Source organism: Methanobacteriaceae archaeon (genome assembly GCA_013403005.1).
Lineage (GTDB): Archaea > Methanobacteriota > Methanobacteria > Methanobacteriales > Methanobacteriaceae > Methanobacterium.
On record JACBOA010000007.1, the window covers coordinates 128,589 to 150,967 of the forward strand.

Annotated in this window: 22 protein-coding genes; 14 read left to right on the plus strand and 8 right to left on the minus strand. The window is 36.7% G+C overall.

Translation table 11 applies throughout. The features are described 5' to 3' along the window. Positions 1–179: 179 nt before the first annotated feature. A complete protein-coding gene (locus HVN35_06575; GenBank protein NYB52203.1) occupies positions 180–2,084 on the plus strand; it encodes a YhgE/Pip domain-containing protein in 1,905 nt (634 codons plus the stop codon). 254 nt (positions 2,085–2,338) lie between these two features. Here HVN35_06575 and nikR read toward each other — a convergent pair whose 3' ends face one another. The 3 genes from nikR to HVN35_06590 all read right to left on the minus strand — a co-directional run bounded on the left by nikR (position 2,339) and on the right by HVN35_06590 (position 4,940). Continuing rightward, positions 2,339–2,743, minus strand: a complete 405-nt coding sequence (nikR, locus tag HVN35_06580) for a nickel-responsive transcriptional regulator NikR (protein ID NYB52204.1) — start codon at positions 2,741–2,743, stop codon at positions 2,339–2,341. Positions 2,744–2,953: 210 nt separating this feature from the next. Next, positions 2,954–3,736, minus strand: a complete 783-nt coding sequence (locus HVN35_06585) for a CPBP family intramembrane metalloprotease (GenBank protein NYB52205.1) — start codon at positions 3,734–3,736, stop codon at positions 2,954–2,956. Positions 3,737–4,436: 700 nt separating this feature from the next. Then, positions 4,437–4,940, minus strand: coding sequence for a hypothetical protein (locus tag HVN35_06590; GenBank protein ID NYB52206.1), 504 nt, complete (start codon positions 4,938–4,940; stop codon positions 4,437–4,439). A 356-nt stretch (positions 4,941–5,296) separates the two neighbouring features. Here HVN35_06590 and HVN35_06595 point away from each other — a divergent pair, with 356 nt between their 5' ends. From HVN35_06595 to HVN35_06605, 3 genes are all read left to right on the plus strand, one after another. Continuing rightward, on the plus strand, positions 5,297–6,178 hold the full coding sequence (locus tag HVN35_06595; GenBank protein ID NYB52207.1) for a CBS domain-containing protein: 882 nt from the start codon (positions 5,297–5,299) through the stop codon (positions 6,176–6,178). Positions 6,179–6,418: 240 nt separating this feature from the next. Further along, positions 6,419–7,324: a deoxyhypusine synthase gene (locus HVN35_06600; GenBank protein NYB52208.1), complete on the plus strand. Its 906-nt coding sequence runs from the start codon at positions 6,419–6,421 to the stop codon at positions 7,322–7,324. A 143-nt stretch (positions 7,325–7,467) separates the two neighbouring features. Then, the gene (locus HVN35_06605; GenBank protein ID NYB52209.1) at positions 7,468–8,061 is read left to right on the plus strand and encodes a hypothetical protein; all 594 of its coding nucleotides are present in this window, start codon (positions 7,468–7,470) and stop codon (positions 8,059–8,061) included. Here the strand turns inward: HVN35_06605 and pyrF are convergent. Continuing rightward, positions 8,005–8,655, minus strand: coding sequence for an orotidine-5'-phosphate decarboxylase (gene pyrF, locus HVN35_06610; GenBank protein NYB52210.1), 651 nt, complete (start codon positions 8,653–8,655; stop codon positions 8,005–8,007). The two genes, HVN35_06605 and pyrF, sit on opposite strands and share 57 nt — an antisense overlap. Before the next feature lie 427 nt (positions 8,656–9,082). On the opposite strand from pyrF, the gene HVN35_06615 reads away from it, so the two are divergent. The 6 genes from HVN35_06615 (at position 9,083) to HVN35_06640 (ending at position 13,681) form a co-directional block, all read left to right on the plus strand. Then, positions 9,083–9,307, plus strand: a complete 225-nt coding sequence (locus tag HVN35_06615) for a TRAM domain-containing protein (GenBank protein NYB52211.1) — start codon at positions 9,083–9,085, stop codon at positions 9,305–9,307. 118 nt (positions 9,308–9,425) lie between these two features. Beyond that, complete coding sequence (locus HVN35_06620) at positions 9,426–9,653, plus strand: TRAM domain-containing protein (GenBank protein NYB52212.1); 228 nt, start codon at positions 9,426–9,428, stop codon at positions 9,651–9,653. A gap of 1,110 nt (positions 9,654–10,763) precedes the next feature. Further along, a complete protein-coding gene (locus HVN35_06625) occupies positions 10,764–11,450 on the plus strand; it encodes an energy-coupling factor ABC transporter permease (protein ID NYB52213.1) in 687 nt (228 codons plus the stop codon). Then, entirely contained in the window at positions 11,451–11,801 is a 351-nt protein-coding gene (locus tag HVN35_06630; GenBank protein NYB52214.1) for an energy-coupling factor ABC transporter substrate-binding protein, read from the plus strand. An 89-nt stretch (positions 11,802–11,890) separates the two neighbouring features. Next, the gene (cbiQ, locus tag HVN35_06635) at positions 11,891–12,679 is read left to right on the plus strand and encodes a cobalt ECF transporter T component CbiQ (GenBank protein NYB52215.1); all 789 of its coding nucleotides are present in this window, start codon (positions 11,891–11,893) and stop codon (positions 12,677–12,679) included. A gap of 150 nt (positions 12,680–12,829) precedes the next feature. Continuing rightward, positions 12,830–13,681, plus strand: a complete 852-nt coding sequence (locus HVN35_06640; protein NYB52216.1) for an ATP-binding cassette domain-containing protein — start codon at positions 12,830–12,832, stop codon at positions 13,679–13,681. Between the two features lie 135 nt (positions 13,682–13,816). Here the strand turns inward: HVN35_06640 and HVN35_06645 are convergent, their stop codons facing one another. From HVN35_06645 to HVN35_06655, 3 genes are all read right to left on the minus strand, one after another. Next, positions 13,817–14,323 (minus strand): hypothetical protein, encoded by a 507-nt coding sequence (locus HVN35_06645; protein ID NYB52217.1) that lies wholly within the window; start codon positions 14,321–14,323, stop codon positions 13,817–13,819. A gap of 92 nt (positions 14,324–14,415) precedes the next feature. Beyond that, complete coding sequence (locus HVN35_06650; protein NYB52218.1) at positions 14,416–14,802, minus strand: 4Fe-4S binding protein; 387 nt, start codon at positions 14,800–14,802, stop codon at positions 14,416–14,418. Then, positions 14,799–16,349, minus strand: a complete 1,551-nt coding sequence (locus HVN35_06655; protein ID NYB52219.1) for a homocysteine biosynthesis protein — start codon at positions 16,347–16,349, stop codon at positions 14,799–14,801. The genes HVN35_06650 and HVN35_06655 overlap by 4 nt, the downstream gene beginning before the upstream one ends. Positions 16,350–17,060: 711 nt before the next feature. On the opposite strand from HVN35_06655, the gene HVN35_06660 reads away from it, so the two are divergent. From HVN35_06660 to HVN35_06675, 4 genes are all read left to right on the plus strand, one after another. Continuing rightward, complete coding sequence (locus HVN35_06660) at positions 17,061–18,437, plus strand: TldD/PmbA family protein (GenBank protein NYB52220.1); 1,377 nt, start codon at positions 17,061–17,063, stop codon at positions 18,435–18,437. Further along, positions 18,434–18,994, plus strand: coding sequence for a TIGR00296 family protein (locus tag HVN35_06665; GenBank protein ID NYB52221.1), 561 nt, complete (start codon positions 18,434–18,436; stop codon positions 18,992–18,994). The genes HVN35_06660 and HVN35_06665 overlap by 4 nt, the downstream gene beginning before the upstream one ends. A 306-nt stretch (positions 18,995–19,300) precedes the next feature. Next, positions 19,301–20,314 (plus strand): NOG1 family protein, encoded by a 1,014-nt coding sequence (locus HVN35_06670; protein ID NYB52222.1) that lies wholly within the window; start codon positions 19,301–19,303, stop codon positions 20,312–20,314. 140 nt (positions 20,315–20,454) lie between these two features. Beyond that, positions 20,455–21,066 carry an Hsp20 family protein gene (locus tag HVN35_06675; protein ID NYB52223.1) on the plus strand — a complete coding sequence of 204 codons (612 nt, stop codon included), beginning with the start codon at positions 20,455–20,457 and terminating at the stop codon, positions 21,064–21,066. A gap of 278 nt (positions 21,067–21,344) precedes the next feature. Here HVN35_06675 and HVN35_06680 read toward each other — a convergent pair whose 3' ends face one another. Beyond that, complete coding sequence (locus HVN35_06680) at positions 21,345–22,349, minus strand: SIS domain-containing protein (protein ID NYB52224.1); 1,005 nt, start codon at positions 22,347–22,349, stop codon at positions 21,345–21,347. Positions 22,350–22,379: the final 30 nt, after the last annotated feature.

A 22,379-nucleotide genomic window follows, 5' to 3' on the forward strand; every position in this document is an offset into this window, starting at 1 on the left:
CTTTTTTTCCTGCTGGCAAAATTGTTTTCTTAAGGAAATCAATGATATTTACATCTAGATTGTATTTTACATGATTAATAATCGGGGAAATATATTTATATTATAAGAATGCACATTACTATTTCTTAATTTATAATTATTTTTATCAAATTATTAGTCAATGTTTAGGAACGGTTTAAATGATAAAAGGAGTAAGTGAAATATTTAAAAACGATATTAAGGTTATTAAAAATAGTCCTGTAGTTTTTTTTGTTTTAATAGTTATTATTTGTATACCTTCACTTTATGCGCTGCTCAATATACAGGCTACATGGGATCCATACTCATTAACCAGTAATCTAAAAGTAGCAGTGGCTAATGAGGATTTAGGGTATGAATTTAAGGGGACTCATTATAATGTTGGAGACTTGTTAGTGAATGAGTTAAAAAATAATGATAAGTTCAGCTGGCAGTTTGTTGATGAAAAAACAGCTGTAGATGGAGTTAAAAATGGAGATTATTATGCTGCTGTCATAATTCCAAGGGATTTCAGTCAAGAGATTTTATCAATAGACACGGCAAATCCTCATTCAGCCAAGATGGAATATTTGGTTAATGATAAATTGAATGCTATTGCACCCCGGATGACCAATGCGGGTGCAGATACCATACAAAACCAGATCAATTCTGAAATTATCAAGACCATCGATGGCATCATATTTGGCAAACTCAGTGATGTGGGTCATATGGCCCAGGAAAATAAGGCGTATTTTTTGAAAACCAGATCAATGATTAACGAGTTAAATGGAAAGTTAGGGGAAATTGATGCATCTCTGGACCAGGGAAATTCCATTATGAGTACAGTAAATAGTATCTGGCCAAGATTCAGTGAAGAGTTACCACAGATACAGAGTAAATCCAATTATGTTAAAGAGAAATTTTCTTTACTCTATAATTACATTCAAAGTGACCCTGCAAAGGCACTCATCACTGTACAGGATATGGAAACAGTGGTTAACACCATAATAAAGTCTTTGAAATATCTGGATGCCATTTTAACCACACTTTTCAATGCCACTGGTGATGAACAGCTAAAACCAATCATTGCACAAGTTGAATACGATATTGTAAAGGCGAATAACGTTTTAGCTATTCTAAAAGAGGTGGAAGTGGATCTAAAAAATAGTAAAGATCCTTCTAGTAAGTTAAATGAACTTAAAAATTCCATTGACGAGATGGACTCTGCCATTAATACACTGGCAAATAACCGGGAAAAGATAAATAACACCATTAATCAAGCTTCATCTAAATTAGGTTTAGTTAATTCAAAATGGCCTGAATTTAGGAGTGCTATTGCAAATGCCGCAGTCAAACTCAATGCAGTGGATGAGGCAGATCTGGATAGGTTGATTGCCTTTTCAGATGTTGATCAGGATGGTGTGAGAAACTATTTTAAAAGCCCGGTTCAACTGGATAAAAAACATGTTTATTCAGTTGATAATTATGGGTCTGCTCTTTCACCATTTTATATTGCCATATCTTTATGGATAGGTTGCATTATTGCAGTGGCCATGATTAGTATGCGGGTTAAAACCGGGAAAAAATACAGTGCTGAAACTGTTTATCTGGGTAGAATGGGATTATTTTTTATTATAAGTTTATTACAAGCTCTGGTAGTTGCAGGGGGTGCATTGATGCTGAAGATACAGGTTTCATCCGCCCTACTTTTTACAATGACTACGGTGTATATAGGTCTGTGTGCCATGATTGTGGTTTACTCTTTAACATCTGCCTTTGGAAATGCTGGAAAAGCCCTGTCAATTATATTACTGGTTTTACAGATAACCGCAACCGGGGGAACATTCCCTGTTGAACTCCTACCACCTTTTTTCCAGAACATTCATCCTTACTTACCATTGACTTATGCAATTGGAGCACTACGCGAAGTGGTTGCTGGAGTTTTATGGAATAATTTCTGGTATTGTATCGGAATATTAGCAGTATTTCCATTAGTGACTTTTGTATTCACCCTGCTGATTAAAGAAAAAATGGATAAAAGAGCCCAATGGACTGAGGATAAGTTAAAAGAAAGCGGTTTGTTCTAAATTTATGCTATAATTATTAGCATTTTTTTTAAAAGCGCAGAGTACTAGTGATGTAAAACATGAAATAGGGACATCTTTGGGAGAAAATTCAAGCCTATATTAAATTTTAAGTTTTTATTGGCTTAAATTATCTCCCAACATTATGGGATTAATTTATGGTGTTTAATTAATCATAAACTATTTAGGAGGTTAATTTTCAGATTAAAAATTTATAATCATTTCTTATGGTGTAAATTGGATTTGATGCGGGTTTTTCATTCTTTTGAACTGGCAGTGGTGGTTAATTTGACGTGTTCTACTCCTTTAAGTCTCATAATTTTCTCGGTTAGGTTTCGAATTTCTTGTGCATCTCCTTTGACTATTATTACTTCTAGACAGTTACGATCAGAAATGTGGAGGTGCATGGTGGCATTGATGTGACTCCGGTATTGATGCTGGATTTCGGTGATATCTTCCATTACTCCAGTGTAGTGGTGGTCATATATAACAGCCACAATTCCCACTCTGTCCCCTTCAATGTCTTTCATCCACTGATAACGCACAATATAATCTTTAAGTGCGTCTCGAATACCTTTAGATCTTGAATTATATCCACGATCTTTTAAAACATCATCAAATTCACTTAACAACTTTTTTGGCAATGACATGCTTATTCTCATCATAGATCCCACCTGTAATATGTGTGTTATAACTATTATTAATTTATTAAGTAATAAATATTTCCATTAGAGGGCAACAATATTATTAAAAAAAGGTAATGAAATGGTTTGAATTAATAAATAATCACAGATTAAAATCATCAATTAGGGGATGAAAGATGGCAAGTGATGTTGCCAGTCCTAAGAAAAAATAATGAATTATTTTTAAATCTATTGTTGTTTGGTCGGATACTTGAAACCTACTTTTTTAGAAGTCCAGAACCATAAAACGGCCATGAACAGTATACCAAGGACCAATCCTAACAAGCCGCTTTCGGGATTAAAGATGTTGGTCATTTTAATCCCTAAAATACCAATGGTAGTGCCGAAACCAAATAGACTATAAACTATGGTATTCCAGAGGGCATGGGAGAATGACGATACAATTATGGAACCGGAAATGTACCGTAGTAACCCGAAGATTAGGCCTCCTATAATCCCTCCTGTGATGTATATGGGAAGCATACTCCAGGTGAAGGATGGATTAAGGAAGAAGAGGGGTAAATGCCAGGAGGAAAATGCCACCGCAGTGAGCAGGAGAATTAATTTAGGATCAATTTTGTCCCGTTCCAGTATTCCATAAAGCCATCCTCTGAAGAAACCTTCTTCAGTAGCAAATGCTAGTATAAGTGTATAGAAAAAGAGGTAGGCGATTTTCCCTGTCATTTCGTTAGGGTATTTAATTTGGCCTATGTTGCCAGTTAAAAGGGCAATAATGATAAGGATAAGACAAATGCTTAAAGGATACAGAATAGCCCACACGTAATCCCTTAAACTTCCAAACTCCAAACCCAACTCTTTACCATTCATTTTAGTCCAGTAGGCTAAAATTATGATTAGGGGGAATATTACCAGTGCCTGGAGTTGTTCATTATTGAATATTACCGGGGCCAGTGTACTGCAGATCATAACCAGAACATATCCAATTAAACCATATTTATAAGCTTTTTTCATGTTTCATGCTCCTAATTCAATTTAAGCAGGTAAAGAGTAATTAAATCATTAAATAACCTCCTAAATCCTATTTAAATACTCTTTTAACCTACTCGAGAGGAATATCAATTTTTTTTAAAAAATCCTCTTCTTATAGTAACAATATTGCTTCTAGTACTACTTTAGTGATGACTCTCTTTTAAACATTGCTATAGGAATATTACTATGGGTGTTAGATTTAATGTGAAAATCTGGGCAATTTAACTGATTGTTTTACTGATTTTCGTGTGCAGGGTAGCCTTTTTTAAGTATTTTTTCATGTTTGGTTATATTAATTTTATAGGGTTTTTATATAAAACTTGAATAATGGCTTTTAGAAATCATTTTTTGGTGATAAAAAAAAATCAAAAGCAATTTCCCGATATAAAAAAAATTTGAAGTTATTTTAGTTTAGGGATTAAATCTTTCTTTTTTGCATAAATAAGGAAAATAACATTAAAAAAGAAAAACAAACCAATTATTAACCAAAAGCTAATAAAGCATTATAAAAAAATAATGAAAATAGAACATTATTAGAACATTATAGATTGATCTGTTTCCTAAATAGGAAATGGAATTACCTATCACTGATAAACCTACAAATACCAGCAAAATGATAAACTGCACGGTTTATTGCCATAAATTCATCTCTTGTTTTTTGTGATATTTTAAAATGTTGCTGTTATATTTTTTCTATGTATCCTGCTTTTATTTCTGCTAAATATTTGTTAGATAGTTCTGGCGGTGAATCAATGCCAACGGGGAACATGTATTTTCCATAAACTCTTATAGTGTCGTTATTATTGTAAGGTATGGTTCCGGTGTATGAAATTACGATGTAAGGTTCTGGTTCAAGGCCTTTAACCTTAAGTAAAATATGAGTTCGTGTTTTATCGAATTGAATAAATTCATCTTTTTCAGATATTTGACCTGTTATTTTTACCATTTGGTCATTTAAAGATTTATAATCTTTTGATAGATTTGTTAAGTTAATTTCAGAGCATGAATTTTTATATGTGGAGATATTTTCATCTCCTGTCACTGCATTTACATAGAAATCACTTTCACTTCCTTCAAAAGCCAATCCAGATGGACTAAATAATATTGAACCGGAAAATATAACATAAGCAAATAAGGCCAACACAATTATTAAGGTTATAAGAAGAATTTTACTCAGTTTTTCCATTAGCAAACCTCTATCCTATTTTTCTCTATCCTATTTTTTATCAAGTTGTTAATAAATATTTATATTAAATTTTCCATTAAAATCCAAAACTCCTTATAATCACATCATAATTCCCAAAAATTATAAATAAAAACTCAGCGCTTCCTTAACAATTTATTCATTCTTCTTAAAAAATAATACATAAAATTGACTATTTTTTTCTCTGAGTAATTTATTTATTAGGGAAAGAAAAAAAAAACAAAGAGTAATACGAAAAATTTATATATTATCATAAGTGACAAATAATGATAATTATTTATAATGGTGAATTCAAACTAATATCATATAATGTATTATGTTAATTTAGGGTGATTTCCATGCTCACATCGGTCCAGAAAGAAATACTCCAGAGTCTGATAAACTTATACCGCAACGCTGATGGTATGTCCATTAAGGGGGAGGAAATAGCGGAACTAATGAACCGCAACCCCGGAACCATTCGCAATCAAATGCAATCCCTGCGCAGTCTAGGTCTTGTTAAAGGGGTTCCAGGACCCCGTGGAGGTTACAAACCGACTATTGAAGCTTATCATACATTAAATATTCAGGATACGGATAAAGAAACCATGGTACCAGTCTATAAGAAGGGAAAACTGGTAAAAGATATCAATGTAGCCAAGATAGAATTCACCAGCATACCACATCCGGGAGAATGTGAAGCAGCCATCAAAGCAGTGGGAAACATCAAAACCCTGGATCTGGGAGATAAAATACGCGTAGGCCCTACTCCCGTTAACAAACTGGTAGTAGACGGAGTAGTTGTAGGCAGGGATGACATGGACAACATCCTACTCCTGGACACTACAGCAATCCGCAGCATACCAAAAAAAAGAGTAATGGAAGTAGCCACCTCAGAACTAATAACCTTGGATGGACTGACCACTATTAGAGATGCAGCCCGTGTACTATCCTCAAAAGAAATCGAAGGTGCACCAGTCATGGATGATGATGAAATCATGGGAATGGTAACTCTATCTGACATCAGCAGAGCTCTGGCAGAAGCCCGGGAAGACATGAAGGTGGTGGACATCATGACTAAAAATATCATCACAGTCAAGGAAGATGTGATGATCTCAGATGCCATCGAACTCATGAACAAAAAACATATCGGGCGTCTCATAGTAGTGGACCAGGAAGGAAACGCCAAGGGCATTGTAACCCGTACAGACCTCCTGGATAAAATCGCCGGGCTAAAATAAATGAATCTAAACCTTTTTTATTATAAATAAAAACCCCAAGATCTTGTTTTTAATGAAATTTATCCCAAGAATTTATTACTTAAAAAAACTAATTTTAAATAAATCTATTACATAAAAAAATCACCATATTTTTATAAATATTTCACTTACACTTTTTTAGTTTAAATAGGTTAAATTCTATAATTACCTAATATTTTACAATATAACCAAAGGAAGCATGAGAAACTGAAAATTGAGCAGATGAAAATCGGTTCCCAGATGACCACACTTCAATTGATCGAGGAAATGGGGAAAAGTGGAGTTCTGGGAGCAGGAAGACTTCACCGGGCCACCAAACTCCTGGAAGAAGTTTTCACTGATGATGAAACCACAGTATTCCTCAGTCTAGCCGGGCCCATGGTTCCAGGAGGCCTTAGAAAAGTCATCCGTGATTTAATTGCCGATGGACACGTGGATGTCCTTATAAGCAGTGGAGCCAACCTCACACACGACCTTTTAGAGGCATTCGGAGGTTCGCACTACCGTGACCAGGCTAAAGATGATGAAGAACTATGCAAGATGGGAATGGGCCGTATAGGGGATATTTATACTAAATCAGAAGACTTCGAGGTTTTTGAGTCAAAAATCAATTCAATACTAGGTGAAATTGCTGGAAAAAACAACAGCATCAATATCAGGGAATTTTTAACTCAGATAGGGCACCTGATAGATGATGAAGAATCAATCATACGCACTGCAGCCCAAAAAGGAGTCCCCATATACTCTCCGGGAATAGTGGACAGTATGATGGGATTGCAACTGTGGATGTTCACCCAGGAAAACCAGCTAACCCTGGATGCAGCTGGAGATATGCACGAACTATCCGATATTGTCTTCGACTCAAAGAAGGTTGCCACCCTAATCCTGGGAGGAGGACTACCAAAACACTATGCCCTAGCTTCCAACATACTCACTGGAGGAGTGGATGCTGCCATTCAGGTGACATTAGATCGCAGTGAAGCAGGTAGTTTAAGTGGTGCACCATTAGAGGAAGCAAAATCCTGGGCTAAAGCCAAATGCGGATCCCGTTTGGTAACCGTAATTGGAGATGCCACCATAATATTCCCCTTAATGGTTGCAGGTGTTAGAGAATTAATTGAAGGTTAGAACATTAATAGGAAGATGGAACTAATCTATGTGGGGAGTAGGAATATATTTATGAAGATCGATGGATGAATCCATCCGTTAATATTGAGATTAAAGTTTTTAAATTGATGGTTTTAGATTAAGTTGAAGGAGCATTAAAATTTATGTTTTTAGAGGTAGTATTATACGCTTCATCGGGATTCTTCATGAAATTCTCTGATGATGCACTGGATGTGGAGGACAATTCCGCCCTGGGCGTGGCCTGTGGACTGCTCAGTGTTGCAGGAATAGGATATCTTTCAGTGAATTTCCAAGACGCAGCCACCATCTTCCTGGCTATACTCATGGGAACCCTTTTATCGGCTAAAGTAGATAAAATAGGACACATGGTCACCTTAATCGTATTCCTAACTATCATTTTTATATGGGGGCTCCCTCCCATAGGATTCGTGGCCCTGGCCATGTGCACTGTAGCTGCCTGGTTGGATGAAGTAGGAAACGATCGGGAAAGTTTAAAAGGGAAAAAAATAGTGGAAACATTCTTCAACTACCGTTGCACCATGAAAATAGCAGTCCTAATCCTTTCCCTATTAGGGATCCTTCAATCTATCTATCAGCTTCAAATTTATGGAATGGCTTTTTTCCAGCCAGTAACAATCATCTATTTTATAATATTTGACCTGGCCTATGAGATAGCTGGTTTAAAGTTTAATAGAATCTATAATGGACTCCAGAGCATTTACAGGGTTGCTGGATAGGTAAATACTCCTACCAACAATAAGGGCATCTGCAAATTGGAGGGTAGCTTTTGCATCTCCACCCTGCACACCCACACCTGGAGATATAATAAAAGAATCTTCACCAACTATCTTCCTGATCATCTTTAACCGATCCAGTCGGGTGGAGGGACCAACATAATTTTTAATACCCATATCCACTCCCATACGAGCTATATCCATGGAAACTGGTTGCAGGAACTGTTCTGCACCGGGGTGGGACATTTCAGTCAGGAGAAATATTTCCTTACCAAATTCTCTGGCTGTTTCAAGACAGGCAGCAGCACTGTCACCTCCTACAAAGCCGTGCACAATAAGGGCATCTGCACCAGAATGAAATGTTTCACCAGCAATCTTCTGATTAGTTGCAGGTATATCCGCCACCTTAAAGTCACAGATAACATTGAAACCATATTCTTCCTTAATCCCAGTAACAGAATCCAATCCTTCGGCCAAAACTAGGGGATAACCTATTTTAACAGTGTTCAGGTAATCAGAAACTTCATCCATTAATTCCATGGCCTCATCCATACTGGGAACATCCAAAGCCAGAATGATGTTATTTTTAACCTCCATAAATCTAGTTAGGTTTTTCATCTTTAAATGATTTTTTATTAAGTGATTTTCAAGTCATTTAAAACCACAAATAAGTTTTTAAGGTCTTTTTGTAAATTTCATGAGCCTATTATTATCTAAAAATATTCCTGACTTTTTTTTGATTAAAGTCTTGTTTTAGTAATTGGAATTTTTTCTCTGTTTTTTTGAAACTCACCTCTAAATTTATGGAAGTCCCAAATATCTAATTTTTAAGAATATCTGTTTTATTAAAATCTCAAAATTAAAAGAATATTATTATTCTTGAGTGTTAGTATACAGTACAATCATTTTTCAAATTTTTTGCTAAAATTTATTGAAAAAGGGCTAAAAATTTAACATACCTTTATAAGCCACCAAATCAATATTAAACTCAGCCATTTTTAATGGCAAATTTGGAAGTGAATAAATGTTCGGAAATAGTTACGGAAGAGATGAAAGAGAAAATTCCGCCCCTATTAATGAAGGGGAAGAATACGATGTTAAAATTGAAGATTTAGGTAGAGATGGTGACGGCATTACCCGTATTGAAGGTTTTGTAGTTTTCGTTTCAGGCGCTAAAGTAGGCGATGAAGTAAAAATTCGTGTCAACTCCGTTAGGAGAAACTTTGGTTTTGCAGAGATAGTAGAATAAATGATGTATTGAGTAATTCTTGAAACGAAATATAACTGAATTAATTTTTTATTGGTTGATTTCTTTTAGAATTCTTAAATTCAAGCTATATTAATAGCAAATTTTGGAAGTGAATTAAATGTTTGGAAGTAATTACGGAAGAGATGACAATAGAGGCGGAAACGCTCCTATTAGTGAAGGGGAAGAATATGATGTTAAAATTGAAGATTTAGGTAGGGATGGTGACGGCATTACCCGTATTGAAGGTTTTGTAGTTTTCGTTTCTGGCGCTAAAGTAGGCGATGAAGTAAAAATCAGAGTAAATTCTGTGAGAAGAAACTTTGGTTTTGCTGAAGTGATAGAATAAATTTTATTCGAATCTTCAAGAAACTATAACCGGGAATAAAATCAGTTTTTATTCCCTTTTTCAATCTTTTCAATTAATTTCTCTTTTTTGTTTTTTTATTCCATCTTTTACGACTTTTTGGAGTTAATTCTGATATCATATAAGAATTTCTTAATAATTCTTATAAAATCCTTAACAATAATTATTTCAAGAGAATTCGTTATTTTTATCTTAAAAAATTTTTTTATAATGGAAAATGGTAGCTCATAGGTTCTAATAAAATATCATCAATGAAGCTGTCCCCTAATTAATTTTGGCTCCAGAAATATTGGTATTTCATTCATTATTTAAAGACAAATTTATTCTTGGTTTTTTTGATTTTAATTAGGGAACCGTCCCTTTCAATTTTTTTCTAAAATTTATTTTTTGATATATCTCCTCAAATAGGTATTTAGTTCTTATTGTGCATTTTTATCAAAATTGTCTTCATTTCTAAAAGAATTTGGTTTAAATTGGTATAGATTTGGGCAAATAGATTTAAGTGATCACTTCAAAGTTATATTATGTGTAGTGTGCTATACACTACACGCCCCCCCCCCTTCATATTATTTAATCACCTCATTTTTTTTACACAATACGTATTTTAATAAAAATTCTGGCCTAATTTAGCAAATTTTCTAATTTAAATCTCGTATTTCTTTCCAAAATTTATGAATTGAGAGATGGCATCTTATTCTTCTCAAATTATTTTAAGTCATTTCGTATTCTGAAATGTTTTAGATCGTCGAAAGAGTTTTAATATTTTAATAGATTGAAAATTATGGGATTTTTAGGAGATAGGGGATTCATTTTTTAATAATATGGCAATTGAAGATTTTTCAATTTTAATTTAACACCTTCCACCCATCAATTAATACTGATATTTTTTAAAGTAAAAGTGAAAACTTTATAAACTCCTTCTTCTAAAATGAATCATGTGGGGGTGGGGGATTTTCAGTAGTGGATGCTTATAATCACAAGGCATCAGTACTGAATTAAAAATAGTTCCATTAGAAAAAAATTTTGATAGGCGAATTGATTGGTAAATAATTCTTTGCAATATACGGATTTGTAAAAAATAGGAGGATTAAAATGCATATTATGGAAGGTTTTCTACCATGGGAATGGTGTCTTTTTTGGTTTATAATATCTCTCCCAGTGGTGGCTTACGGTGTTATACAGATTAAAAAGATTACAGACGAAAACCCTGAATCTAAACCGTTACTGGCTGTTTCAGGTGCATTTGTTTTTGTTTTATCATCCTTAAAACTACCTTCAGTAACAGGTAGTTGCTCTCATCCTACTGGTACTGGTTTAGGTGCAGTGCTTTTTGGACCGGCAGTGGCCAGTGTACTGGGTGCTATAGTTCTGCTTTTTCAGGCTATTCTACTGGCTCACGGTGGTCTGACTACTCTGGGTGCTAACATATTCTCCATGGGGATAGTAGGTCCTGTGGTGGCCTGGTTGGTTTATAAAGGTGTCAAGAAGGTAAATGGACCCACACTTCTGGGTGTTTTCCTAGCCGCGGCTCTGGCTGATCTTATGACCTACGTGACCACAGCAACCCAACTGTCCCTGGCATTCCCAGTACCTAGCTTTGCAGTAGCCTTTAACAATTTCATGCTAATCTTTGCCGTTACCCAGGTACCTCTGGCTATTGCTGAAGGAATCCTAACAGTGGTGATATTTGATTATATTATGAAACTGAGACCAGACATCCTAGAGAACTTGAAGGTTATCGGACCTAAAGTGAAGGAAAAAGTTCATGCGGTGGTGTAAATGGAAAGCAAATATTACATTATCTTACTGGCACTGGTAGCTATCATTGCCATATTACCACTGGCCATATACAGTGGGATGGGTGAAGATCAGGGTTTCTTTGGTGGGGCTGATGATGCAGCAGGAACAGTCGTGGAAGAAACTGGTTACCAACCCTGGTTCAGTTCTATATGGGAACCCCCAAGTGGTGAAATTGAAAGTCTACTGTTTGCTCTTCAAGCAGCTATAGGTGCCATAATAATTGGTTATGTTCTGGGATATCTAAATGGACAGGCCAAGGAGAGGAAGAAAATAGAGCAGGAGATGGGAGAAAAGACAAAAATAACTACAGAAGAAGCTGTTGAAAACTAATTCAACCAATATCAAGTAAATTTGAAAATATAGAAAGTAAGCTATAAGAGCTATTAGATAAGTTGTAGAGATAACTGGTGATGACCAATATGTTTGAAAACACACTGGATAACTACGCTCATTCCAACAACCTTAAAGATACAAACACCATATATAAGGTTATATTCGCAATTTCAACCATGATAATGAGCCTAATATCCACATCACCAGTTATACCTCTCCTTATAACTTTAGTGATGTCTTTTGTTATTATTTTCATGGCTAGAATTCCCTGGAAGTTTTATTTGAAATTTTTAACCATACCCTTTCTATTTGCTATGATAACTTTTGTTTTTATGGCCTTTTTTTTCGGTGTGGGAGCACACATCCTGGAACTGGGAATATTTAACCTAGCAGTGACTCAGGATGGCTTCAATCTGGGATTTTTAGTATTTTCCAGGGTAATGGGTGGTTTCACCTGTCTGGCATTTTTAGCACTGACCATACCCATGACGGAACTTTTTTCTGGGCTGGAATGCCTTAGAATCCCTCAGATAGTAGTGGAAATAGCCATGTTAATGTACCGTTACATATTCCTATTTCTTGATGAAGCCTTAAACATGTATCACGCCCAGGAGACACGTATGGGTTACTATTCTCTTAAAAAATCTTTTAAATCGTTAGGAATGCTGGGAAGCAACCTTTTTATAAGAACTTGGATAAAAGGAGAACAGTCATACATTGCAATGGAATCCAGGTGTTATAAAGGTTCTATGAGAACACTGAGAGGATCTGAAAGCCTTCAAAGTGTAGGAATGCCTAAATTAGGTCTTTTAGTACTATTTGAGGGGTTTCTGCTGTGGGGAGTGTTCCTTACCAGTAACTTCAGACTATTTTAATCCAGGCAGGGATTTATTCATTTTTTTATCTTATTTTGCTTAATCCATCTTTATAAATAAATTTTATAAAAAAAATAATCATTGACAAATTTTTTATCAACAATTTTATATCTTTATCTTGATGATGAATATTTAGAAGAGGGAATTTTAATGAACGTTCTTGAAACCAAAGATCTCAGTTATATCTATCCTGATGGCACGGCGGCCCTTAAGCATGTGAATTTCCAGGCACCCAGAGGTAAAATTGTCGCCCTCATGGGACCTAATGGGGCGGGTAAATCCACTCTTTTCCTACATTTAAATGGAATACTAAAACCCTCCTCAGGCCAGGTTCTCATTGATGGTGAACCCCTTAAATATGATAAAAAAAGTTTGTTAAAAGTGCGTCAGAAAGTAGGAATAGTCTTTCAGAACCCGGATGACCAGCTATTCGCCCCAACTGTATTTGATGATGTGGCGTTCGGACCCTTAAACATAGATATTCATCCCGATGAGGTTAAAAAAAGAGTAGCCGAAGCTCTGAGGAAAGTGGGAATGGAAGGATATGAGAAAAAACCACCACACAATTTAAGCGGAGGTCAGAAGAAACGGGTGGCTATTGCTGGTATACTGGCCATGCGACCGGAGGTAATGGTTTTAGACGAGCCCACCAGTGGTCTGGATCCCAAAGGAGCTTTCAGAATAATGAAATTACTTATTGAACTCAACAGGGAGGGAATGAGCATAATAATTGCCACCCATGATGTGGATATTGTCCCCATCTACGCCCATAAGGTATATGCCATAAATCACGGAGAAATAATCCGGGAAGGAATACCCAGGGAAATATTTGAGGATGCTGAAACCATCCGCAAAGCCAATTTAAGACTCCCCCACGTGGCTCACCTTTTTGAAAGACTCCATAAGGAAGATCAGATTTCTTTTGGAGAAACCTACCCCCTTACGGTGAATGAAGCCAAAAGAAGTATCAGTGAAAGGATGAAAGATAAAGAAAAAGAATAATTTTCATTTTATAAGGACTAAATAGAACTCTTTAAGAAATATTAGAACTCCCTTTCATATTAACTAATCAAATCTCATTTTTTTTAATCAAGTACCAAGAATATCCAATTTACTTATTCACTCAAAATGGATGTTTCAGTAGTCTAACTCCGGTTGTTGCCCATACAACTCTTTAAGTTCTCTTATAAATGTTTCTTCATTTATCTCTCTTTTTGCAAAGCGTATTTGTAAGTCTTCTATTTTCTGGATATACTCCAATTCTTTATCATAATTTATTTTAACATCATTTAGGAAGGTAGAATCATTATCTAATTGATTTTTAGAAACAATATTATCATAATTTTTTTTAGAACCCTGCCTATTAGCCTCAGAATGTTCTTTAATCTGTCCTATAATGGTTTCACTGGGCTCACCATTCTTAACTGCCTTAATCAATGACTGGTCAAATTCAGAAACTTCAGAGCTGGTGGTTGAAATAAGTATAGTCCCAATCAAGCCTAGGAAAATTAGTATTCCAATTGCAATTAGAGCGATTTTTTTATTTCCCTTATTATTTTTCTCAGGCAGGATCATTTTCCCACAATTCTTACAATGAGTGGTATTTTCTTCATTTTCTGTGTTGCAGTGATTACATCTAATCATAAGATATGTCTCCGCATTTTATGGGATGATTCAGGGTTTTTTAAAATATATCCAGGATTAGTAAGGAATAAAAAGGAAATGATAGGTTTTTTTTAATCAGCAATTTTAATAGCTCGGGTAGGGCAGGAGGATGTGCAGAATCCGCATCCAATACATTTCTGGTCATCCAGTTGCACGGTCCAGAGAGAGTCCATGCTTATGGCTTCCACTGGGCAGAGACTGATACATTCACCACAATCCACACATTTCTCTTCATCCTTTTTAACCACCTTTTTTATGGGGTTAAGTCTGATTCCTTCTTTCTCCATGTAATGGATTCCTTCCTCTGCTTCACTACCACTGATCTCAATGAGCATTTTCCCACCCTTGGGGGTGATGTCAGCCCGGAGGATGTTGAAGCTCACATCATAGTTTTTGATTAAATCAGAAATTACTGGTTTATTCACAATGCTGGGAGAGAATTTTAGCCAGGCTTTCATTGGGAACCACCTTCCTTATTGTTCTGGGCGCATATAAGTCTTGAAATGTCCTCAGCAGTGATCATACCTTTGACCAGATTATTTCGGTCAACAATGGGCACACCAGATATCTCATATTTATCAATACGCCGTGCAACAACCTCCACTGGGTCATCCTCCATGGCCACTATCACTTTACGGGTCATCACTTCAGTGAGCTTTAAACTGCCCTTAGCCACTGCATGGGCAATATCCCAGGAGGTAACAATACCCATAAGCCGACCAGCATGATCCACCACAGGCAGATGGTTGATATTGTTATCCACCATTTTCCTGGCAACACCGGAAATAGCTTCTTCTGCCCGGGCAGTGATCACTGGCTTAATATTTAAATCCTTAACCATTATGGAAGGTCTCCTGATCTCCAGGGGCTTAACAATGCAACCTGAAGAAGGTATACTCTTCACGGGATTGGTTAAGAGGAATTCACCCCTATCAATCCATTTTTTAAGTTCTTCAGCAATTTCAATTGCCTTTTTAAATGAAGATAAAGGTGAAGTTTGAACTTCCCTTCCATTGATTTCAATCTTCCCAGTGCGAAGCTCCTCATAATTAGTTTCCTGAATCACTGGTCTGTTTCTTCGTGGAACACCGTAATCGTAGATATTACAGTATATATCTGCATCACTGATACCGGTGCGTTGGGCTATTTCCTCATTTAGGATGGGTATGGGTATGCCTGCACCCACATAAAGGGTGGGACCATATTGGGGCATGGTTGCTCCACGGAGGTAATCTGCATCCATCTGTTTCAGGTCACCCTGAAGCATTAAAGTTCCTGAAGAGCCCACAGGAACACCATTTTTTCTTTCTCCTTCAGTGGCATGTTGGGTTCCTTCACCTATGATATAGCCAGTTCCTCCGCAGAGGAATATCTGTGTACCGGTACCTATGGTCTGGAAATAGGGATCGTTTAGCAGGGGACTGAGTTCCCCGGCACTGGAATAACTCACATTACCCATCTGGGGGAGTAAAGTACCCATGTAAGTGTAAAGAGTTTCCTCAGTGGAGTTAGTGGCCACAGCATAGTTCTGGTAACAGTTTCGGGGATTGACCATGACAGCCTGATTCAGAGTTTCCAGACTGACGAAGGTGTGAACATCACTTCGTGGGTAACAATCAGTTCCATAGGCCTCTGCAACCAATTCAACTTCTTTTCCCCTCACCAAATCCTCAAGTAAATGGGCTCCACCATAATCCAAACCTATATCTGGGTTACGATGTGGTTGAGTAGCACCCAGGTAAGCATCAACAGCAGCCAGACCAGAATAAGCTTCAACACCGTTCAGGTAGGTTCTACTCATCTTTATAGGTGGATCAGAGTGTCCGAAGTTGAAGAATGCACCGGAAGAACACATAGCACCAAATGTACCGGTAGTAACGACATCAACCTCTTTAGCAGCTTCTCCTGCACCATTCTCCTTAACTATACGGGTCATCTCGCTAGCAGTGACCACTACTGCATCACCGTCTTTTATTTTCTGGTTAATTTCCTCGATGGTCTTCAATTTTTTCACATCCGGTGCTTCAATAATATTAGATCAGTTTTCATGGGAAAGAATGAATATTGATAATTTCTAAGTTATTTAACCCTCACATAATATATTTATTTTCCCCATGAAATTATCCTTAATCTATTGCTCCTAGAACTATTCCGAAATTTCTACAGTTACAGTTTATACTATCATTATAGAATAAGCTGTTTATTTACTGGCCATGATACATCTAGATGAAGCAATGATTTATTCTGAATGACTTATCATCAAACGAAACCTTACAAGTTCTTGCATGTTCTCCTTTCCGGGTCTCAGCTGATGATTCCTCAATATTTCGAACTTTATCCCTATAGCTGTTTTAAGGTTTTGGTTGTTCATGTTCTAATAGAAATTTAGAAAGAATTGCACTATTGAAATGTCCAAAAAAACATGTAATGGTGTTAATCAACATAAAAGAGATAATATCTTGCAAAATAGAATATAACGCTTAGAAGAACTTTTTTTTTGGCAGTAGTTTAAGTCTCTAAGGAAATATTACTAGTTTATTACTAGTTTCTTTTATTACTAGTTTCCTTTTTTTTTTTTATTCTGATCAATTTTCATACCCTTTACTTATGACTTTAGGTTTTATTCATATTCAAATCCCAAATTAATTAATCTTTAACTAATCATAATCTTAATAAATTAATATGTCATAAAGATTACATTTAAATTGGAGATACCATGAAAGAGGAGTTAGATCTGGACTTAATGGAAAAGGCACTGGAATCAGTGGGAAAAAAAGTTGATTACGCTGATATGAGGATTAGTGAAAGTGAAAATACAGTTATTGTTATGAAGGATGGGAAAATCCAGGAAATCAGATCAGGATCAGATCTGGGGGCGTGTATCAGGGTTTTAAAGGGGGGAGCATGGGGATTTTCATATACTAATCAGTTAGAGCGCCTGGATCGGGTGGCTGAAGCTGCTGTTAAACTGGCAAGTAATCTTAAAAGTGATGTGGAACTGGCAATTGCAGAAACACGATCTGATAAGGTAAAATCCAATGCTCGGATAAAATTATCTGATGTTTCTTTGGAAGATAAAAAAATAGCCATGAAAGATGTTGAACAAGCAGCTAACCTTGAAAAAGTGGTAAGTACCACAGTAAACTATGTAGATGCCGAGGGCACCACATTTTTCCTTAATTCAGAGGGATCATCAATTACCATGGAAGAAAATCGAGTTGCCTTATTTTTAAATGCAGTAGCAGCGTCAGAAACCGGAATCCAATTCGGACATAAAAGTACAGGGGGAGCTAAAGGTTTTGAGGTTATTGAAAAAGAAGATCTGGAACTCATGGGTAGAACTGCAGCAAAAAAGGCAGTTAGATTGCTCGATGCCAGTTCACCACCTTCTGGGCGTTTTCCCATAATCATGGACTCTGAACTTACCGGAGTATTCATTCATGAAGCATTAGGTCATGCATCTGAAGCTGATCTCATACTACAGAATGACTCCATACTTAAAGGAAAAACGGGGACTCAAATCGGATCTTCCTTAGTTAATATAGTAGATGATCCCAGTATGGATGCCTTTGGTTACTATGCATATGATGCGGAGGGAGTAAAAACCGGTAAGAACGTTTTAGTGAAAGATGGAATTCTTATATCACTTTTAAGCTCCAGAGAAACAGCTGCCAAATTGAATATTTCATCCAGTGGAAACGCCCGATCTGGAGTCGGTGATCAGCCCATAGTCCGTATGAGCAACACCTATCTTGAACCTGGAGAGATGATTTTTGAAGAGCTAATTGAAGATATAGATCATGGAATTTACCTTAAAGGATCAAGGGGTGGTCAGGTTGATACTGGTAAAGGTGTTTTCCAGTTCAACGCTGCTGAATCGTTCTTAATACAAGATGGTGAGGTTAAAGACCCCCTTAGAGATGTATCCCTCTCAGGGAACATCCTGGAAATACTGCAGAAAGTGGATGCTGTGGGTTCTGATTTCCATATGGGTGTGGGTTTCTGCGGTAAAGCAGGCCAGACAGCTCCAGTGGGTGATGGAGGACCTCATACTCGAGTTACTGAAGCAACAGTAGGTGGTGCAGATGTATGATAAGTGATGAAGAAGGTGAATTTCTGGTAAAACTGGCCAGAAAAGCAATTGAATCATACTTGAAAGATGGAAAAATCATCCCACTCCCGGATGATCTTCCCCCCATTATGAAAGAAGAAAGGGGAGCATTTGTCACTCTACACCTTAATGGCAATTTAAGGGGTTGTATAGGCTATCCTGAACCTGTAAAACCATTGGCCCAGGCAGTTATTGAAGTTGCTATTAGCGCGGCAACTGGCGACCCACGCTTCCCCAGAGTCACCCCTTCAGAAATGGAAAAGATCCAAGTGGAAGTGAGTGTGCTTACCAAACCTGAACTTATCCTGGTTAAAAGTCCAACAGAATATCTGGAAAAAGTGGAAGTGGGAAGAGATGGTCTCATAGTTGAAAGGGGAATATATCGCGGTTTACTCCTCCCCCAGGTTCCAATGGAATGGAACTGGGATGTTGAAGAATTTTTAGCGAACACTTGTATGAAAGCAGGGATGTCACCAGACTGTTGGCTGCAGGAAGGGGTGAAATTATATCGTTTCCAGGCTCAGATATTTGAAGAATAGGTGCAAAGTTCAACAAAGTGGCTGTACATCTTGGAAATATGTATCAGTATTGAATGAACAGATTTTATATCCATAATAGATAAAAAATTTATTTAGTTCAAATTTATCTTGCAAATATTTGAATTTTCTGAATTTTCAAGAAAATTAATATACTTAATACCTTAAAGTATTTACATAGAAACTTAATTAGTTTTCAAATCCATTTTATCTTAGAACTATTGACTTATCAGGCAACAATTAAGGAAATACCAAGCAATAATTAAGAAAATTATAAGAAAAGCTAAATTTTTAAAAAAATGTGATTTAATGTTTTTACCTAACATCCCTACCTCAGAGGAACTACTCGACAAGGCATTCCGCCGGGCTAAGAAGGCTGCGGCCACGGTCCGAACAAGTAAGATCCACCGTCAGCATAAATCAAAAAGAATAGAAGAAGTAAGAGTTCAAACTGCCTGCCAGATCATCAGGGAAACCTTCGAGAAGATACTGGAAGAAACTCCTCACATTGAGGAACTTCCCATGTTCTACCAGGACTATATTGACGTGGCAGTGGGAGTTGATCAGCTTAAAAAATCTCTGGGAGCACTGAACTGGGCTAACGGAGTACTGGAAAAATTACAGAACCAGTACGTTCATAAAATAAGAAGATCACCTCCAGAAAATGCCGCACAGGTAAGAAGAGCTGCATTTGGAAGAATATCCTCGGTGGTTAAACGTATAAAAGATGAACTGGACTTTTTAAACTACACCCGGCAGAAGTTACGCAACATACCCACCGTGGACACTGAAGCCACCACTGTGGTAATTGCGGGATTTCCCAATGTTGGAAAGTCCACCCTTCTAAGGCAAATAACCAATGCCGAACCAGAAGTAGCAGATTACCCTTTCACCACTAAAGGAATTCAAATAGGAAATTTCGAACGGCGATGGCAGAAATATCAAATTATAGACACACCAGGGCTTCTGGATCGTCCAGTGCAAGACATGAACCAGATAGAACTAAATGCCATGGTGGCACTGGAACACCTGGCAGACCTGATACTTTTCATATTTGATCCATCCCAAACCTCTGGATTTCCTGTGGAAAACCAGGTGAACCTTTACTGGGAGATAAAAAAGATATTCAAAAATACAAAAATCCAGCCAATTTTCAATAAAATGGATCTAGTAGTTGACGAAGAAAATGTTAAATACATTGAAAATCATATTAATTCGGAGATTGAGCCCCTGATGGTTGCTGCATCTGAAGGTAGTGGCATATTAAGGATAATTGATACGTTGGAGGAGTTTAACCGGAAAAATGAGTTAAATGGGAATTGATCCAGATATAAAATTCAATTATTACTCTTAAAATCATCAATCTTTAAATTATATAAGCTAAAACGTACTAACTACTAAATCTGGCTAAATATTAACTTATATCCATTTAAATATATTCAATAAGGCTGTGAGGGATTTATATGGCTCTGAAGAGAACTAGACTAGAATCTAAAAATAAAGATACCAAGGAAGAAATTATGTCCAAAGCTGGTGAAGTGAAAGAATCTGTCGCTGAAAAAGGCGAAGGAGTTAAAATCAAAGCTTCTGAAGCTAAAGATTCAGTTTCTGATAAAGGTAAAGAACTAAAGGAAAGTGCATCAGAAAAAGGGGAAGAAATACGTTCCACTGCAGAAAAAATAGTAAACGATGTACTAAAAACATTACGTGAAAAACAGGAAGACCTGGGAAAAACCATCAATGAATACACAGCACCCACTACGCCTTACGTGGATATCATTGACACTCCTGTTGAGTTTATTATCATGGCAGACCTACCTGGAGTTGAAAAAGAAAATCTTTCTGTTGATGTCACTAATGAATCAGTCACTATAACTGCCACTTTCCCGGATGGAATAGATGTTGAGGATGCCAATTACATTAAAAGAGAACGAGGTTTCGGGGAAGTTTCAAGGACTCTGCAATTAACTGATGAGATCAAGATAAAAGAGGCCAGTGCCAATTTTGAAGAAGGAATACTAACCATTAAACTCCCCAAAAAGATTGCAGAATCCAAAAAACTGGAAATCAAATAAGAATTAGTAATATTAGACAAATAATTTAGTATTCAGTAATCAAGAACTCAATTTATTACCTAAAGAGTCAAATGATATTACTTACTTAATGATGTAGTAATTGGACTAAAATTAATTGAATTTGCAGGAATCAAGATTGGATTGACTAGACTGCAGAAAAACTAAAAGTTAAAGGGAAAATCTCCCCCTATTTTTTTATTTTTTTAGATTATATCATTATTGCTATTATTATAATTATGAAATTGGAAAAAGAAATTAAAGGATAAATAAAAACTGTTCTAATACCTTACTTTTCCAATGTGTCTGGTGCTGCCTGGGTCTTCATTATTGTAGTGGGCCAGGTAATAAATAAACCATTCCAGGGGTACAACCAGTACGAATGGTGCTAGTAGTGGGTTTATATCAGCGTAATCCTGCATCTTGTATACCAGATTTTTGGCACCAATTTTTTCTGAGAATTCCACTGATTTACGGGTTAATTCATCCCCAGGATAATCTGCATCCAGGAAGACAACTGGAATATTCTTATCCACTCTTTCAATAAGTCCATGACGGAATTCTCCAGAATATAAGGGGCAGGCGTGTTTTAATGCACCTTCCATGAACATGGTCATGGCCAGTTTGTAGGCCAGCCCAAAGTTAGGTCCGCTTCCCATAGCATAAAATATATCATAATCTGCGTATTCCTGGGCCAGGACTTTATTATCTTCCTCAGTTTTCCTTAAAAGATCTTCAGTTATAGAAGGGATTTTTACTAAGTCTTTCAGCACATCCTGTGCATGGGAGGAGTCTTCCATGGAGAAAAGGATCTGGTAAAGGCTCATTAGTTGGGTCATATAGGTTTTGGTGCCCAATATGGCTGTTTCCCTGCCACAGCGGGTTAAAACTGCATCATCTGACTCCTTCATCATGGTGCTTTCGCCTTCGTTGACAATGGAAAGGGTGAACATCCCATGTTTCTGTGCTTTTCTCATGGCAGCCAGGGTATCTGCTGTTTCTCCGGATTGAGAGGTTAAGATAACTCCTGCATTTTCCTCGGATATCTTTTTGTGGTAAAAAAATTCGTACCCCGTGAAAACTTCCAGGTTCCTGTTAGAAACCATTTTCATGGCATCTATGGATGAATAACAGGTTGATAGGGAGCTTCCACAGCCTACCAAGTATATTTTATCAAATTCTGCAAATTTCTCACTGATCTCTTTCATGTGAGACATTTCAGCATCCAGGGTGTCCATTAAAGAGCGTGGCTGCTCCATCATCTCTTCATACATTTTGTAATGCATAACTGTTACCTCTAATTAGTGTAATGTGAA

Coding starts and splice junctions, on each gene's coding strand:
- pyrF (NYB52210.1), bottom strand. CDS start 8,655: ATGGAGGTTAAAAATAACATCATTCTGGCTTTGGATGTTCCCAGTATG.
- HVN35_06600 (NYB52208.1), top strand. CDS start 6,419: ATGAAAATCGGTTCCCAGATGACCACACTTCAATTGATCGAGGAAATG.
- HVN35_06645 (NYB52217.1), bottom strand. CDS start 14,323: ATGATTAGATGTAATCACTGCAACACAGAAAATGAAGAAAATACCACT.
- HVN35_06640 (NYB52216.1), top strand. CDS start 12,830: ATGAACGTTCTTGAAACCAAAGATCTCAGTTATATCTATCCTGATGGC.
- cbiQ (NYB52215.1), top strand. CDS start 11,891: ATGTTTGAAAACACACTGGATAACTACGCTCATTCCAACAACCTTAAA.
- HVN35_06670 (NYB52222.1), top strand. CDS start 19,301: ATGTTTTTACCTAACATCCCTACCTCAGAGGAACTACTCGACAAGGCA.
- HVN35_06605 (NYB52209.1), top strand. CDS start 7,468: ATGTTTTTAGAGGTAGTATTATACGCTTCATCGGGATTCTTCATGAAA.
- HVN35_06660 (NYB52220.1), top strand. CDS start 17,061: ATGAAAGAGGAGTTAGATCTGGACTTAATGGAAAAGGCACTGGAATCA.
- HVN35_06625 (NYB52213.1), top strand. CDS start 10,764: ATGCATATTATGGAAGGTTTTCTACCATGGGAATGGTGTCTTTTTTGG.
- nikR (NYB52204.1), bottom strand. CDS start 2,743: ATGAGAATAAGCATGTCATTGCCAAAAAAGTTGTTAAGTGAATTTGAT.
- HVN35_06665 (NYB52221.1), top strand. CDS start 18,434: ATGATAAGTGATGAAGAAGGTGAATTTCTGGTAAAACTGGCCAGAAAA.
- HVN35_06675 (NYB52223.1), top strand. CDS start 20,455: ATGGCTCTGAAGAGAACTAGACTAGAATCTAAAAATAAAGATACCAAG.
- HVN35_06630 (NYB52214.1), top strand. CDS start 11,451: ATGGAAAGCAAATATTACATTATCTTACTGGCACTGGTAGCTATCATT.
- HVN35_06590 (NYB52206.1), bottom strand. CDS start 4,940: ATGGAAAAACTGAGTAAAATTCTTCTTATAACCTTAATAATTGTGTTG.
- HVN35_06650 (NYB52218.1), bottom strand. CDS start 14,802: ATGAAAGCCTGGCTAAAATTCTCTCCCAGCATTGTGAATAAACCAGTA.
- HVN35_06615 (NYB52211.1), top strand. CDS start 9,083: ATGTTCGGAAATAGTTACGGAAGAGATGAAAGAGAAAATTCCGCCCCT.
- HVN35_06595 (NYB52207.1), top strand. CDS start 5,297: ATGCTCACATCGGTCCAGAAAGAAATACTCCAGAGTCTGATAAACTTA.
- HVN35_06575 (NYB52203.1), top strand. CDS start 180: ATGATAAAAGGAGTAAGTGAAATATTTAAAAACGATATTAAGGTTATT.
- HVN35_06680 (NYB52224.1), bottom strand. CDS start 22,349: ATGCATTACAAAATGTATGAAGAGATGATGGAGCAGCCACGCTCTTTA.
- HVN35_06620 (NYB52212.1), top strand. CDS start 9,426: ATGTTTGGAAGTAATTACGGAAGAGATGACAATAGAGGCGGAAACGCT.
- HVN35_06585 (NYB52205.1), bottom strand. CDS start 3,736: ATGAAAAAAGCTTATAAATATGGTTTAATTGGATATGTTCTGGTTATG.